This window comes from Oceanospirillum linum (assembly GCF_001995095.2).
In the GTDB taxonomy this organism is placed as follows: domain Bacteria; phylum Pseudomonadota; class Gammaproteobacteria; order Pseudomonadales; family Halomonadaceae; genus Oceanospirillum; species Oceanospirillum linum.
In genome coordinates this window covers 36776-50224 of sequence record NZ_MTSD02000008.1, presented here as the reverse complement: position 1 = coordinate 50224, position 13449 = coordinate 36776, and the positions used below count along the sequence as shown (strand labels likewise).

Below are 13449 nucleotides of genomic sequence, written 5' to 3'. Positions count from 1 at the left end.
TGTTTTATATCGCATTTCAGAGGGACATGAATCAATGGATAATCAATGGGTCAGCTTTTCTTTAGCCGGCGAAAAATACGCCCACCCCGTGGGCAGTATCAAGGAAGTACTTCGCTACCAGGAGCCATCTCCAATCCCCGGAGCCCCATATGATGTTGACGGTATTCTGAATATTCGTGGCGAGGTGCTCACCGTAATCTCGGCGCGTAAGCTCATGGATCTGCCTGAAGACCCAAGGTCTGAAGATTCCCGTATTATATCAATCGAAACCGATGACGGTCTCTGCGGTATTGTGGTGGATAAAGTTGAAGCCATTGTAGGGTTTGACGGCAAGAGCATCGAGCCCCCACCCAATCAGGATGCCGGAGGGATTATTCAAGGTACTATTCATCGTGAAGGTGAGCTTTATATCGTCGCGAACTTCCTGCCACACTGCGAAGGTGTAGCCCAGCAGATGTAGCGCCTTTTGGCAGACGGCTACCTCTCCAGCGGTATCCCGCCATCAGACAATGCGCCTGAATATCCGTAAAAAATGCAGGGCCATAAATAGCGAGCGCAGCAGCATAAATCCGGCGAAGGCGGCCCATAACCCCTGATTCCCCCAGCCAGACAGTAGCCATGCAAGAAGCATAAACGCAAAAAAAGCCACCAGCATCCCGTTACGCATCACATCACTGCGCATCATCCCAATATAGACACCATCCAGAAGATAACTCGATGCCGCCAGCACTGGAATAACGGCAGCCCATATCAGGTAATCACCCGCTAATTGGCGTACGGTCTCAAGATCAGTCAGCAGAGCAATCAGCTCATTACCCCAGAATATATAGCCACTACTGATCACCATGACCGTCAGAATACTCATCACACTACCAGCCCAAACAATCTGGTTGCGCTTTTGGTAATCCTTAGCGCCCTCCGCCTGGCCAACCAGAGCCTCAGCCCCATGGGCATATCCATCCAAAGCGTAAGATGCCATCATGACCAGTTGCATCAGAATTGCGTTAGCCGCCAGGGTTTCACTACCGAAAGCAGCTCCGCGCGAGGTAAAGTACGCCATACTGCCTAGCAGCAACCAGGTACGTACCATCAGTTGATGATTAACCCTAAACAACACCTTAAACTCACTGGCGACCCAGGCCTGCCATTGCCACTTCGACTGCAACTGAGCAAGACGTTTTAGCGCCAGCCAAACACCGGCAGCCATCACACTGTAATCTGCAATCAAAGAGGCAAATGCCACACCCTGTACCTGCCAGCCTAATAGCATAACGAAGATCAGATCGAGCAAAATATTGATCCCGTTCCCCAGCAGCAGCATCTGCAACGCAAAACGACTGTTTTTCTGCGCCAGAAACCAGCCCATCAGGACATAATTCACCAGAACGGCAGGTGCAGACCAGATACGCACCCCTGCGTATAACGCAGCCTGATCACGAGCACTTCCCTCTTCCGCCAGAAGGGAAAGCCCCCCAGGTAACAACCAGAACTGGAAAAGCAGCAGTAAACATGAGATCCCTAACGCCATCAGCACTCCCTGCTGCAGGAGTCGCGTCACCGCCAACCAGTCAGCAGCGCCCGCTGCCTGGGAAACAGCGCCGGTTGTCCCCATCCGCAAAAAACCAAACCCCCAAAATAAAAAACTAAACAGAGTGGCCCCCAGCGTTACCCCCGCAAGATAAGATGCATCACTCAAATGCCCAACCACAGCCGTATCCACCAAGCCCAACAGCGGCACACTGATATTAGAGATAATGATCGGCAGAGAAAGTAAAAAAATCTGTCTGTAGGGCGAAGGCGATGACACAGTAGCTCCGGCGCTATGGGTAATTTGTGATGGGTGAGAACAAAGAATTCATAATGGCCGAAACCAGATTACAGGTAAAAAAAATGCAGCACCCAAGTGCTGCATTTGTTCTGAACGAAAAACAGAATTAACCCAGAGAAGTCTGGATAATTTTGTATTTTTCCATCAGCTCATCTTTCGACTCAACATGCTCAGGGTTCTCCGGAATACACTCTACCGGGCAAACCAACACACACTGAGGCTCATCATAGTGACCAACGCATTCGGTACACAGATTCGGGTCAATCTCATAGATCTCGTCACCCTGAGAGATTGCACCATTAGGGCATTCAGGTTCACATACATCACAGTTGATGCATTCGTCGGTAATCATCAAAGCCATAACGCTTACCTCATCAAAAAGCTAACTTGCTTAGTCGTTTTTAAAGTGTTCTTTAAGAGCCTGATCGACGGTTGGATGCACAAATTTGCTTACATCGCCGTTCAGGCAGGCAATCTCTCTCACCAGCGTAGATGAGATGTAAGAATTACGCTCTTCCGGGGTCAGGAAAATGCTCTCCACATCGGGAGACATCGCCCGGTTCAGGTTGGCAAGCTGTAACTCATACTCAAAATCGGATACTGCACGCAGGCCACGGATAATAACGCGTGCCTGTTGTTGTTCCAGAAATTCGGTCAACAGGCAGTCAAAACCGCAAACTTCTACGTTGCTGTACTGAGACAAAATTGACTCAGCAAGGGCAACGCGCTGCTCCAGAGCCAACAAAGGTTTTTTGCGCGGGCTGGCAGCAATAGCCAGAACCACTTTGTCAAAAATCCTGCTGGCACGCTCTACCAAATCGGTATGACCGTTGGTAATAGGGTCAAACGTTCCGGGATAAACTACCGTCGTCATCGCATTTTCCTGATTATGCGCGGATTTTGGAGAGGCAGAATGGTAAACAAATTGCCTCACCGGTACAAACTTCTCTCGCTATAAGGTTATAGCTAATTCAAAGCAGCCAAAGGCACCCGGCTGTAATAGCATCTACGGAGCAGAAAATTAAATGTTCTGTTCACTGGCTGATGCTGGATTATGACAGTAATAGCACAAGGATTCCCGGTCATTTGCAAAACAGATTTTCCATTTCAGTAGTGCTATATTTAAAATGACTGTTAAAACAGCACTGTTAGCACATTCCATGGCAAAACTTGCTGATACGCAGTAACGGATGAATATACAGTAACGGATAATAAGTCAGCTGCCCCACACCCCGAGAATTGACCGTGAAAACAAAAGATAGAATTGTTCAGGCTTCTTTAGAGTTGTTCAATCTCCACGGAGAGCGCTCCGTAACAACCAACCACATTGCAGCCCATATAAAAATATCCCCGGGTAATCTCTATTACCACTATCGTAATAAATCCGACATCATTGCACGCATTTTTGATCAGTATGAAGCAGCCGTAGATGAACTCTTTACCCTGCCGGATAATCGGGCAATCACCTTGTATGATCGCGCCCTAATCACTGAAAGGCTGCTCGATCTTATCTGGAAATACCGTTTTATGCACCGTGACCTTGTGGGCATGCTGGCAAATGATGCCGAGCTAAAAGCCCGCTATCAGACTTTTGCCACTCAGGGAATTGCCAGTACTGAGCAGGTGTATATCAGAATGTGTGAGTCTGGCTTTATGGATATACCTGAAGACCAACTGAAGCCTCTGGCATTGAATATCTGGATTCTGGTCACCAGCTGGACGACCTATCTACGTACCGCCCTGGGTGTAACAGAAGACCGGCAAACCCGGGAGCAGCTCAATCAGGTTATCTATCAGATGTTTTGTCTTGAGATGCCTTATCTTACTCCGTATACAAAAGAAGAGACCCGGGCGCAAATGCAGGCCTTCCATCTCAATACCGACTGATGCTCGCCTATATCAACCCGTTCGGCGATAAAGCCGGCAGATAACCTGGCCCGATTTCTTCTCTTTTTCCAACAACCAACATGCTGGAATTTCAGTAAAATCGAAACCTTTCTCCGCTTCCAGGTAAATCAATGCGCCATCTGCCAGACGCTGTAGCTGTTCCAGTTGCTGGCAAACCGGCGCTAACAACCCCTTGCCAAAAGGTGGGTCAAGAAAGATAAGATCAAACGTGTCTTTATCTCCTCCCAGCCAATTAAGTGCCTCACCCTGAAAAACGTCTGCATGTTCACATTTAAGTGTTTCCAGGTTCTCCCTTATCTGGCGCACCACCCCCGGATGATTATCCAGAAAAACAGCGCTTTTAGCGCCTCGGGATAACGCCTCCAAACCCAGCGCACCACTCCCGGCAAACAGATCCAGAACCCTGCGACCATACAGATCAAAGCTCAACCAGTTAAACAGCGTCTCACGCATACGGTCACCCGTTGGCCGCAAACCCTCACCATCAGGAAAAGGCAATTTACGCCCGCGCCACTCACCGGAAATAATCCGCAGCTGATTCTTACCCCCTGAGGCTCCACTGGCAGATTTAAGATGACCGGATTTTTTTTGATTGGCAGAGGATGAGCGGGAGGCGGAGCGACGAGGTCTGGACATAGCAGTTTCCGGATACGGGAGTCATTTTAATAAAACATAAAGGGTCAAAGCGCCGTGGATTGTACCCCCCGTGGGCGACAAGTGGTAGGATAGAGCGCCATAAGAGGCAGGGGCTCACCTGCTATTTTCCGTTCTAAAGAGACAGAATTTATCCCATGTTTGGATTCTTCAAGCGTAACAAGAAACAACCGGAAGCGCCTCTGGAACAATCTCCGGAGACCAATGCCACCGAAACTGAGGCCCATGAGGCCCCTGCGTCAGGGGAGCTCTCTACCCAAACAGGCAACGCTCAGGAAAAAGATGCATCTGCTGAACAGCCGATAGCAGAGGCAGACAGCGCAGTAGACCAGGACGCACCTGTTACAGCGTTATCTGATGACAAGCCTTCAGCTCCCGGCCTGGAGCATCCGGCAGAAGAAGCCCCCCAGGAAGCACCTGTACCTTCAGATCCGGTTACCCCTGATACGGTCATAACACCTGAGCCGGTAATGGAGACGCCGAAAGCCGATGCTCCTCCCAAGAAAGAAAAGGTCGGTTTCTTCGGTCGCATTAAACAAGGGTTAGGCCGCACCCGAGCCAACCTGAGTGAAGGTCTTGCCAGTTTATTTCTGGGTAAAAAACAGATCGATGATGACCTGCTGGAAGATATTGAAACCCAACTTCTGATTGCCGACATCGGCGTTGAGGCGACCTCAGAAATTATTGATCGCCTTACTGAACGTGTTTCACGTAAACAGCTGACCGATGCTCAGGCGCTATACGAAGCGCTACAGGAAGAGCTGCGCACCATGCTGGAACCGTCCAACAAGCCTCTGGTGATCGGTGAACAAACCACCCCATACGTTATTTTAATGGTTGGTGTTAACGGTGTGGGTAAAACCACAACGATTGGTAAGCTGGCAAAGAAATTTCAGAGTGAAGGCAAGAGCGTTATGCTGGCTGCTGGCGATACCTTCCGCGCGGCTGCCGTTGAACAACTTCAGGTTTGGGGGGAACGTAACAGTGTCCCTGTCATCGCCCAGCATACTGGTGCCGACAGCGCATCTGTAATCTTTGATGCCATTCAGGCAGCCCAGGCCCGTAACATAGATGTGTTAATTGCTGATACCGCTGGTCGCCTGCAAAATAAAAGCAACCTGATGGAAGAGCTGAAAAAAGTCACCCGGGTCATGAAGAAGCTGGATGGCGCTGCACCACACGAAACGATGCTGGTGGTTGACGCCGGAACGGGGCAAAACGCTCTGTCTCAGGCCAGTCTGTTTGATGAAGCTGTGGGGTTAACCGGCATCACACTTACCAAGCTGGACGGAACCGCCAAAGGCGGCATCGTATTTGCTCTGGCGCAACAGATGCAGATTCCGATCCGCTTTATTGGTGTCGGAGAACAGGTGGACGATCTGCGCCCGTTTGATGCTGACCAGTTTACCAAAGCCCTGTTCGATAAGAACGAAGGCTGACATGGGTGGGTTAGCCGTGGCCCGGCTGGGCTGCGTATGGCCCTTTTGACCTAATCCGGAGACATCTCAGGCTGAACATATAGCAGGAGTTTCTCCCCAAACATTCAACGCAGGATGCCATGATCCGCTTCGATAACGTCAGTAAACGCTACGAGAACGGGCATGAAGCCCTCAGGCAACTCAACCTCACCATCGCAGAAGGCGAAATGTGCTTTCTCACCGGACACTCCGGGGCCGGCAAAAGCACCTTGCTTAAACTGATTATGCGGATGGAAAAAGCCTCTCAGGGGCAGGTGTTTATTAACGGCCAGAACCTCTCACGCATGGGCAGTGGCCAGGTACCCTATCTTCGCCGCAACATTGGCGTTGTTTTTCAGAACCACCAGTTACTGTTCGACCGCTCCGTTTTTGACAACGTTGCATTGCCGCTGATGATTGAAGGTACGGACCCATCTGATATTGGCCGCCGTGTTCGGGCAGCACTGGATAAGGTTGGCTTGCTCAAAAAAGAGAAGCTGAACCCTATTATGCTTTCCGGGGGTGAACAGCAGCGTGTCGGCATCGCCAGAGCTGTGGTTAACAAGCCCCCCATTCTGCTGGCGGATGAGCCTACGGGTAACCTTGATCCTCAGCTGTCCTCTGAAATTATGAATCTGTTTGAACAGTTCAACGAAGTGGGCGTCACCGTCCTTATCGCCAGCCACGACCTGAGTCTGATCGCCCGAATGGGTCACCGGGTACTGACGCTGAGTGAGGGACAGCTTGTAACCGATGGAGGCATGCTATGAGCCAGGTAGGCAAACCCCATAATCGTGGCACATCGCCAAGAGGGGCAACCGGTGCAACACCTCTTCGTAGCCCACGTCGCGGGGTAACCAAGGGGCCTGTACCACCAGCACCCCGTAAAGCCCCACCCAAACGGCAAAACTCAGAGGGCGCCAGCGAGCATAAAGTCCAAAGTAATCATAAAGTGAGCAGCTGGCTACGCCACCACCGTCTTATGGCTATCGATAGCCTGTGGCGGGTCATCAGGGCTCCCTTTGCCAGTCTGATGACCTGGGCTGTGCTGGCCATTGCGCTGGCATTACCTGCCAGCCTTTATATCTTCCTTAATAATGCTCAGCTGGTCACCAGTAACTGGGACGGGGCAGCCCAGATGTCACTCTTCCTTAAGATTGATGTTTCCGAGCAGCGGGCAGAGTCTTTGGCTGAAGATCTGCGCCAAAGAAGTGATATTGCATCAGTTCAATATATATCCCGTGAACAGGCTCTGGGAGAGTTCAAAGAATTCTCAGGCTTTGGCGAAGCACTGGACTATCTGGATGGCAACCCGCTGCCCAGTGTTTTGGTGGTCCGGCCTGCGGCAGGGCGGGTTCACGAACAGGAACAATTGCTGAACGAGCTGCAGAGTTTACAGGAGGTAGACGAAGCTCAACTCGATCTCGCCTGGGTGAAACGCCTTTACTACATTATGGAACTTGCGCAACGAGCGGTGAGTGCACTGGCTGTTTTGCTCGGAATTGCCGTTTTACTCGTAGTAGGTAACACCATTCGTCTGGCCATTGAGAACCGGCGTGATGAAATTGTGATTGTAAAGCTGGTAGGTGGTACGAACGCCTTTGTGCGCCGCCCTTTCCTCTATACAGGTATCTGGTATGGTCTGGGTGGCGGCGTCATGGCCTGGATGATTATCAACCTGAGCCTGATTTGGCTGGCTGGCCCTGTCCGTGCCTTAGCCAGCGTCTACTCCAGTAGCTTTGAGCTGGTAGGTCTGGGCATGGCTAACTCTCTGCTACTGGTTCTGTCGGGGACCATTCTTGGTTGGCTGGGAGCCTGGGTTGCGGTGGGCCGCCATCTGGGAGATATAGAACCCCGCTAAACCAGGGGTGGACAATCATCTGTAGCCAGACAAGATAATCACAGCACCATTGGTGATCAATTAAATCAATGTTGCCGGGGCCCCAGGACGCATTGGGTGCTTGCAAAATATACAGGAGATTTTATATTAATCTCCTGATTGAACTTTTGGCTTAACCGTAAATCATAAAGATCAGTTCTATTGATCAAGTCGGTACTCTTGTTCCAATTGGTAATAATATAACTGCTTCTTCGAGGTAATATGAATACTAGCCTGCAAACGATCGACCACCTGCCCCCCGGACAGGACCTTAACGCTTATATTCAGATTGCTAACAGCATCCCTGTTTTGTCTGTTGAGCGCGAGCAATTACTTGCCCGTCAACTGCATGACGAGGGTAATCTTGATGCTGCTCGTCAGCTTGTTATGTCACACCTGCGCTTTGTAGTACATATCGCAAAAAGCTACTCTGGGTATGGCCTGCCACAAGCAGACCTGATTCAGGAAGGTAATGTAGGCCTGATGAAAGCGGTTAAACGCTTTGACCCAAACGTTGGCGTTCGTCTGGTTTCTTTTGCCGTTCACTGGATCAAAGCCGAGATTCATGAATACGTCCTGCGCAACTGGCGAATTGTGAAGGTCGCCACCACGAAAGCTCAGCGTAAGCTGTTCTTTAATCTGCGTAGCGCAAAAAAAGGGCTCGGCTGGCTTAACAATGCCGAGGTTGACGCCATCGCGAAGGATCTGGATGTAAAACCCCAGACCGTTCGCCAGATGGAAAGCCGACTGAGCGCCCATGATGCAGCCTTTGACGGCTACACCGATGATGACGATGACTCATCGTATCAGGCTCCGGCATATTACCTAGAAGACCATCGTTTTAACCCGGCAACCGAGCTGGAAGACGCCAACTGGGCTGAAGACTCATCTTCCCGTCTACAGCTTGCCATGTCGCAACTTGATGAACGTAGCCAGGCCATTCTGCAACAGCGCTGGCTAACCGACAGCAAAGCAACTCTGCATGAGCTGGCTGACGTTTATGGTGTTTCTGCTGAGCGTATCCGCCAGCTGGAGAAAAATGCCATGAACAAGGTACGCAAACTCATGGAAGAGTCTGCCGAAGCATAAGCGCTTTCTCTGTGGCTTCGTTTTCCTAAAGTAAGGCTGCCTCTTCGGCAGCCTTATTATTTACGGTCCAGCCAAAGTAAGCTCTGTCTTTTTGGCCTGCAACATCACCTGGTCAGCCTCTGCTGGCTTCAAGTCTATCCGTATTCTTTACACTTAGCACAAGCCGTTCTGGCTTGTCGCACCACCCTGAAATATGATGACCTATTAGCCACTATAAGTTTAACTGGTGAGAAAACCTGCTTCATATTTGCCTATATAATTAGGTTAAGCTAATATGCAAAAAATCCAATTCAGGCCCGATTCAACGGGTTTAGCCGGAGAACAACTCATGTTAAGCAAACACCTGAAAACCTGGCTGTCGGTCGCCTGTCTGTTCGGAGGGCTCTCTCTACCGGCACATGCACTGGAAACAATGACACTGGAACCAAGGGCCGTCAGTCAGGCCATAAAGCTGGATGGAATCGTTGAAGCCGTCCGTCAAAGCACTGTTGCCGCTCAAACTGCGGGTACAGTAACTGCGATCTATTACGATGTAGACGATAACGTAAAGCCCGGCTCTGTCATTCTGGAGATCAGTGATACCGAGCAGCAAGCTCGTCTTGAGCAAGCCCAGGCTGCAGCACGGGCTGCCCTTGCCAACAAGCGGGATGCGGAACAAGCGTTCGAGCGCATCGATGAGATCTATCGGAATGAGCTGGCATCAAAAGCCCAGTATGATCAGGCAAAAAACCAGCTGGATGCTGCCAGCGCAACATACCGCCGTGCCCAGGGCGCATTGAAAGAAGCCCAGAAGCAGATGTCTTACACAAAAGTGATCGCACCCTATGGCGGAGTTGTAACACAGCGCTTTGTCGAGATAGGGGAAGTGGTCGCTCCAGGCTCACCTCTGATGTCGGGTATTGACCTGGACCTTATGCGTGTCAATATCGACCTGCCCCAGAGCTATGCCGCGACAGTTCGCCAACACCAGCTGGCCGAGGTTATCCTCCCTAATAGTGAAGTGGTGCCAGCGAAAGACCTGACAATATTTCCTTATGCTGACGCCAAAACCCACAACTTCAGAGCCCGTGTGCACCTGCCTGAGCGCCAGGCAGGTCTCTATCCTGGCATGATGGTTAAAGTCTCTCTGCCAATCGAAACCGGTCAGGCACTGACAATTCCCGCGTCCGCACTAATTACCCGTAGTGAGTTACGCGCTGTCTATATACTGGATAACCAGGATATTCCACGCCTGCGCCAGGTACGCACCGGCTACGAAAAAAATGGTGAGATCGAAATTCTTTCAGGCCTTCAAGCTGGTGACAAAATCGTTCTGGCTCCCAATGATGCACTGAAACAGATCAAAGCTGCGAGGGCTGAGCAAGATGCATGATAACCGGGAACCTGATCAGAAACCCCTGGGCATCTCAGGGCGAACAGCGAAAGCATTCCAAAGCACCGAGATAACCCCTTTGCTGGCCATTGTTGGTATGTTGCTGGGCTTACTGGCCATCCTGATTACGCCAAAGGAGGAAGAACCTCAAATCGATGTTACCTTCGCCAATGTATTTATCCCCTTTCCCGGAGCTTCACCTGTAGAAGTGGAGCAGCTTGTATCCACCCCCGCGGAGCAGGTTCTGAGCGAGATAGAGGGTGTGGAACATACCATGTCCGTCTCCCGTGCCGGTATGTCTGTTTTAACTGTCCAGTTTGAGGTGGGTATTACCCGGCAGCAAGCCATTGTGCGGCTTTATAATCAGGTTTTTTCCAATAGCGACTGGCTCCCGTCCAACCTTGGTGTCGGCCAGCCTCTTATCAAACCGATGGGAATTGATGACGTACCTATCATGTCCCTGACACTCTGGTCTGATGACAGTAGCCTGGGTAGCCATGAACTGAAAAAGATCGCCCACAACCTGGAAGTTGAGCTTAAGCGCGTTAAAGGCACCCGGGATATTTATACCCTGGGAGGGCCAGATACAGCGGTCCGGGTCACACTTGATCCTGCCCGTTTGTCCGGCTTCAATATCAGCCTGGATGATCTGCGCAACGCTCTTCAGGCAGGTAATACAACAGGTTCCGAAACCAGAGTTATCACTGACAATACGGTAATTCCGGTTCAGGCCGGTGATTTTCTCTCTACAGTGGAGGACGTAAGACGCCTGATTGTTGGTCTGAACAACAACACCCCTGTTTACCTGTCCGATGTGGCCGATATCACCCTGGGTTCCGATGTACCAGAGCAAAGTGTCTTTATGGGCACCGGCCCGGCCTTTGCCGAAAGTGCTAAATCCGGGCTTTATCCCGCAGTAACGATAGCGATTGCCAAACAACCCGGGCAAAACGCTATTGATATCACAGAGAGTGTTAACAAACGGATCGAGCAACTAAAAAATATTGCCATCCCGGATAATATCCAGGTAACGGTCACCCGGGACTATGGTGAAACCGCCAATAATAAATCCAACACCCTGATCTCCAAGCTGATCTTTGCCACCGGTGCGGTTGTGCTTTTGGTTTTAGCCGCTCTCGGTTTCCGTCAGGCGTTGATTGTCGGCCTTGCCATCGTGATCACTCTGATGATCACCTTGTTTGCTTCCTGGGCCTATGGCTTCACTCTGAACCGGGTATCCCTATTTGCTCTGATCTTCTCCATCGGTATTCTGGTGGATGATGCCATCGTGGTCGTAGAAAATATTCACCGGCACCTGAGTATGGGTGGCAAATCGATGCGGGAGGCGATTCCACTGGCGGTGGATGAAGTTGGCGGACCAACCATTCTGGCCACCTTCACCGTAATCGCCGCCCTGATGCCCATGGCTTTTGTAACCGGTCTAATGGGCCCTTATATGAGCCCAATACCGATCAATGCCAGTATGGGTATGCTGATTTCGCTGGTAATTGCCTTTGTCGTAACCCCCTGGCTGGCACTTAAACTCCTTAAGCATGACGCTCAGAATAATCAAACTGAAGCGGAACATGAAACCGCCAACACAAAGATGCTCGCCTTCTTCCGTGCAATGGTTGGCTCTTTTCTCCAGGGCAAGAAAGGCCGCAAAAAACGTGTAGCTCTTGGTGTCGGTATTGCTGTCCTGATGATGGTCTCTGTTGCACTACCGGCATCTCTGGCCGTCGTGCTGAAGATGCTGCCCTTTGACAACAAGTCAGAAGTCCAGATTATTGTGGATATGCCGGAAGGCACACCCGTCGAACAAACCCAGCGGGTTCTGTTGGAGCTAGGAGAGTATCTGCAAACGATACCTGAGGTAACTCACTATCAGACCTATGCCGGTACTGCAGCCCCCATCAACTTTAATGGCTTGGTTCGCCAATACTATCTACGTGCCGACCCTCACTCCGGTGATATTCAGGTCAACTTGGCAGACAAGGGGGAGCGTGACCGCAAAAGCCACGATATCGCCCTGGGTATGCGGGCGTCTCTGCAGCAAATTGGAGCGCGTTATAACGCCAATGTGAAAGTAGTTGAAGTGCCACCGGGACCACCGGTGATCGCCCCAATTGTGGCTGAAATTTATGGCCCGGATCAGGAGGCAATGACAGATACCGCTAAAGCGCTTCGCGCCCGTCTGGCGCAAACTGATGGCATTGTTGATGTGGATGATATGATTGAGGCTCAGGCCAAAAAGTATCTTTTGCAGGTTGATCGCCAAAAAGCGTCGTTACTGGGTGTGCCTCAGGCACGCATTGTTTCTGCCATTACAGCCGCATTAGGCGGTGAAGATATCAGCTATCTGCATGAGAGCCATCAGAAGTATGCGCTGCCGATACGTCTTGAGCTGAACGAGGCAGATAAGAGCAATCTGTTGCAGTTTATGACGCTCAAAGTACGCAGCATAAACGGTGATCTGGTCGCCCTGTCGGAGGTAGTTAATCTGGTGGATGCCCAGTGGGAAAAAACCATCTACCACAAAGACCTGCTGCCAGTAACTTTTGTCACTGCGGATATGGCCGGTGAGCTGGATAGCCCGCTATACGGCATGTTCGACCTGATTGGCCAGCTTGATGATGAGCCTTTGTTTAAAGATACGCCTCTGGAGCAGTTCTTTATTCAACAGCCTGAATGGCCTCTGGTACCATCGGTTAAATGGGATGGTGAGTGGCAGATCACATATGAGACATTTCGGGATATGGGCATCGCCTACGGCGTGGGCATGATCCTGATTTATATGCTGGTGGTTGCTCAGTTCCGCTCCTACCGGGTCCCTCTGATCATCATGACGCCAATTCCACTGACGGTGATCGGTGTTATGCCGGGACACGCGTTGCTGGGAGCTCAATTTACAGCAACCTCTATGATCGGCATGATCGCCCTGGCTGGCATCATCGTGCGGAACTCAATACTGCTGGTAGACTTTATCAATCAGCAGTTAGCAGAGGGGATATCATTTGAAGAAGCCGTCATTCAGTCTGGTGCAGTGCGCGCCAAACCTATTATCCTGACGGCGTTAGCCGCCATGATAGGAGCGCTCTTTATTCTGGACGACCCTATCTTCAACGGCCTGGCGATTACGCTTATTTTTGGTCTGACCGTATCAACATTACTGACGCTCATTGTGATCCCGGTTATGTACTACGCATTTGCGCCTCAGCGCATCAAAGACCTAGACCAGACACTGAGCAAAGTCTGAGCGGGT

Annotated in this window: 12 protein-coding genes; 8 read left to right on the top strand and 4 right to left on the bottom strand. The window is 50.8% G+C overall.

Annotated elements, in window-relative coordinates; translation table 11 throughout:
- Window positions 1–34 precede the first annotated feature (34 nt).
- On the top strand, window positions 35–460 hold the full coding sequence (locus BTA35_RS14490; protein ID WP_078320538.1) for a chemotaxis protein CheW: 426 nt from the start codon (window positions 35–37) through the stop codon (window positions 458–460).
- 42 nt (window positions 461–502) lie between these two features.
- Here the strand turns inward: BTA35_RS14490 and BTA35_RS14485 are convergent, their stop codons facing one another.
- The 3 genes from BTA35_RS14485 to coaD all read right to left on the bottom strand — a co-directional run bounded on the left by BTA35_RS14485 (window position 503) and on the right by coaD (window position 2702).
- On the bottom strand, window positions 503–1807 hold the full coding sequence (locus tag BTA35_RS14485; RefSeq protein WP_078320537.1) for an MATE family efflux transporter: 1305 nt from the start codon (window positions 1805–1807) through the stop codon (window positions 503–505).
- Between the two features lie 127 nt (window positions 1808–1934).
- On the bottom strand, window positions 1935–2189 hold the full coding sequence (locus tag BTA35_RS14480; protein WP_078320536.1) for a YfhL family 4Fe-4S dicluster ferredoxin: 255 nt from the start codon (window positions 2187–2189) through the stop codon (window positions 1935–1937).
- A gap of 30 nt (window positions 2190–2219) precedes the next feature.
- Window positions 2220–2702 (bottom strand): pantetheine-phosphate adenylyltransferase, encoded by a 483-nt coding sequence (coaD, locus tag BTA35_RS14475; RefSeq protein ID WP_078320535.1) that lies wholly within the window; start codon window positions 2700–2702, stop codon window positions 2220–2222.
- A gap of 371 nt (window positions 2703–3073) precedes the next feature.
- Between coaD and BTA35_RS14470 the strand changes: the two genes are divergently transcribed.
- Complete coding sequence (locus tag BTA35_RS14470; RefSeq protein WP_160055256.1) at window positions 3074–3715, top strand: TetR/AcrR family transcriptional regulator; 642 nt, start codon at window positions 3074–3076, stop codon at window positions 3713–3715.
- A 12-nt stretch (window positions 3716–3727) separates the two neighbouring features.
- Here the strand turns inward: BTA35_RS14470 and rsmD are convergent, their stop codons facing one another.
- Window positions 3728–4372, bottom strand: a complete 645-nt coding sequence (gene rsmD, locus BTA35_RS14465) for a 16S rRNA (guanine(966)-N(2))-methyltransferase RsmD (RefSeq protein WP_078320533.1) — start codon at window positions 4370–4372, stop codon at window positions 3728–3730.
- 155 nt (window positions 4373–4527) lie between these two features.
- Between rsmD and ftsY the strand changes: the two genes are divergently transcribed.
- From ftsY to BTA35_RS14435, 6 genes are all read left to right on the top strand, one after another.
- On the top strand, window positions 4528–5829 hold the full coding sequence (ftsY, locus tag BTA35_RS14460; protein WP_078320532.1) for a signal recognition particle-docking protein FtsY: 1302 nt from the start codon (window positions 4528–4530) through the stop codon (window positions 5827–5829).
- Between the two features lie 119 nt (window positions 5830–5948).
- On the top strand, window positions 5949–6617 hold the full coding sequence (ftsE, locus tag BTA35_RS14455) for a cell division ATP-binding protein FtsE (RefSeq protein ID WP_078320531.1): 669 nt from the start codon (window positions 5949–5951) through the stop codon (window positions 6615–6617).
- On the top strand, window positions 6614–7708 hold the full coding sequence (gene ftsX, locus BTA35_RS14450) for a permease-like cell division protein FtsX (protein WP_078320530.1): 1095 nt from the start codon (window positions 6614–6616) through the stop codon (window positions 7706–7708). Before ftsE ends, ftsX begins: the two co-directional genes overlap by 4 nt.
- Window positions 7709–7948: 240 nt before the next feature.
- On the top strand, window positions 7949–8815 hold the full coding sequence (rpoH, locus tag BTA35_RS14445; protein WP_078320529.1) for an RNA polymerase sigma factor RpoH: 867 nt from the start codon (window positions 7949–7951) through the stop codon (window positions 8813–8815).
- Window positions 8816–9143: 328 nt separating this feature from the next.
- Entirely contained in the window at window positions 9144–10187 is a 1044-nt protein-coding gene (locus tag BTA35_RS14440) for an efflux RND transporter periplasmic adaptor subunit (protein ID WP_160055259.1), read from the top strand.
- Complete coding sequence (locus tag BTA35_RS14435; protein ID WP_078320527.1) at window positions 10180–13443, top strand: efflux RND transporter permease subunit; 3264 nt, start codon at window positions 10180–10182, stop codon at window positions 13441–13443. The genes BTA35_RS14440 and BTA35_RS14435 overlap by 8 nt, the downstream gene beginning before the upstream one ends.
- Window positions 13444–13449 lie beyond the last annotated feature (6 nt).

What these genes read in the sequence shown, in the direction of transcription:
- BTA35_RS14490 (WP_078320538.1), top strand. Translation starts at nt 35, where the DNA reads ATGGATAATCAATGGGTCAGCTTTTCTTTAGCCGGCGAAAAATACGCC.
- BTA35_RS14480 (WP_078320536.1), bottom strand. Translation starts at nt 2,189, where the DNA reads ATGGCTTTGATGATTACCGACGAATGCATCAACTGTGATGTATGTGAA.
- coaD (WP_078320535.1), bottom strand. Translation starts at nt 2,702, where the DNA reads ATGACGACGGTAGTTTATCCCGGAACGTTTGACCCTATTACCAACGGT.
- rsmD (WP_078320533.1), bottom strand. Translation starts at nt 4,372, where the DNA reads ATGTCCAGACCTCGTCGCTCCGCCTCCCGCTCATCCTCTGCCAATCAA.
- ftsY (WP_078320532.1), top strand. Translation starts at nt 4,528, where the DNA reads ATGTTTGGATTCTTCAAGCGTAACAAGAAACAACCGGAAGCGCCTCTG.
- ftsE (WP_078320531.1), top strand. Translation starts at nt 5,949, where the DNA reads ATGATCCGCTTCGATAACGTCAGTAAACGCTACGAGAACGGGCATGAA.
- ftsX (WP_078320530.1), top strand. Translation starts at nt 6,614, where the DNA reads ATGAGCCAGGTAGGCAAACCCCATAATCGTGGCACATCGCCAAGAGGG.
- rpoH (WP_078320529.1), top strand. Translation starts at nt 7,949, where the DNA reads ATGAATACTAGCCTGCAAACGATCGACCACCTGCCCCCCGGACAGGAC.
- BTA35_RS14440 (WP_160055259.1), top strand. Translation starts at nt 9,144, where the DNA reads ATGTTAAGCAAACACCTGAAAACCTGGCTGTCGGTCGCCTGTCTGTTC.
- BTA35_RS14435 (WP_078320527.1), top strand. Translation starts at nt 10,180, where the DNA reads ATGCATGATAACCGGGAACCTGATCAGAAACCCCTGGGCATCTCAGGG.